At 68.1% G+C, this 558-nt stretch carries 1 protein-coding gene; it reads left to right on the top strand.

Features of this window, described 5'->3' with window-relative positions:
• Window positions 1-197 precede the first annotated feature (197 nt).
• Window positions 198-558: DUF4192 family protein (locus tag AX744_RS19525; RefSeq protein WP_157543664.1), on the top strand; the 361-nt coding region annotated here is incomplete at its 3' end.

The raw sequence follows: 558 nt of genomic DNA, 5'->3' as shown, positions 1-558 counted from the left end.
ACTTCACGCCGCGCCGATCGTGGGACGACTAGCGGCCCACCGCTGACGCAGCACAGATGCCCCGCCGGGACCAACACCGACGGGGCATCCGCACGTCTCGGCAACTACCGGCGGCGAGCGCAGACCAGGGTTGCCAATGTCCGCCGCATCGACTAGTGTTATGTATGTCAGATACACAACAGTTCTAGGAGGACGACATGACTACCACCCACAAGGTCACCGGAGCCGGCGACTTCCTCGCGGCGCTCCCGGCGCTGCTGGGCTTCCGTCCCATCGAGTCGGTCGTGGCGGTGCCGTTCACCGGCTCGCGCACGATCGGCGCGATGCGCTTCGATCTCCCTGCCGCCGACAATGCCGCCGAGCTCGCGCGGGTGGCGATGGGCCTGATCTGCAAGGTCGAGAACGTCACGGGCCTGGCGCTGGTCGTCTACGGCGAGCGCGAGCGTGCCGAGGCGGTCGGTGAGCAGATCGCCGCTCAGGCGGACGCGTGCGGGTTGCAGCTGATCGATCGGCTGTACGTCACGGGGGACGCCTGGGGCGTGATCGGCGAGGACGCGA

The organism is Microbacterium sp. CCH5-D1, assembly GCF_001557335.1.
GTDB lineage: Bacteria > Actinomycetota > Actinomycetes > Actinomycetales > Microbacteriaceae > Microbacterium > Microbacterium oxydans.
The sequence above is the reverse complement of the archived record's forward strand: the minus strand, read 5'-3'. Positions and strand labels throughout refer to the sequence as shown.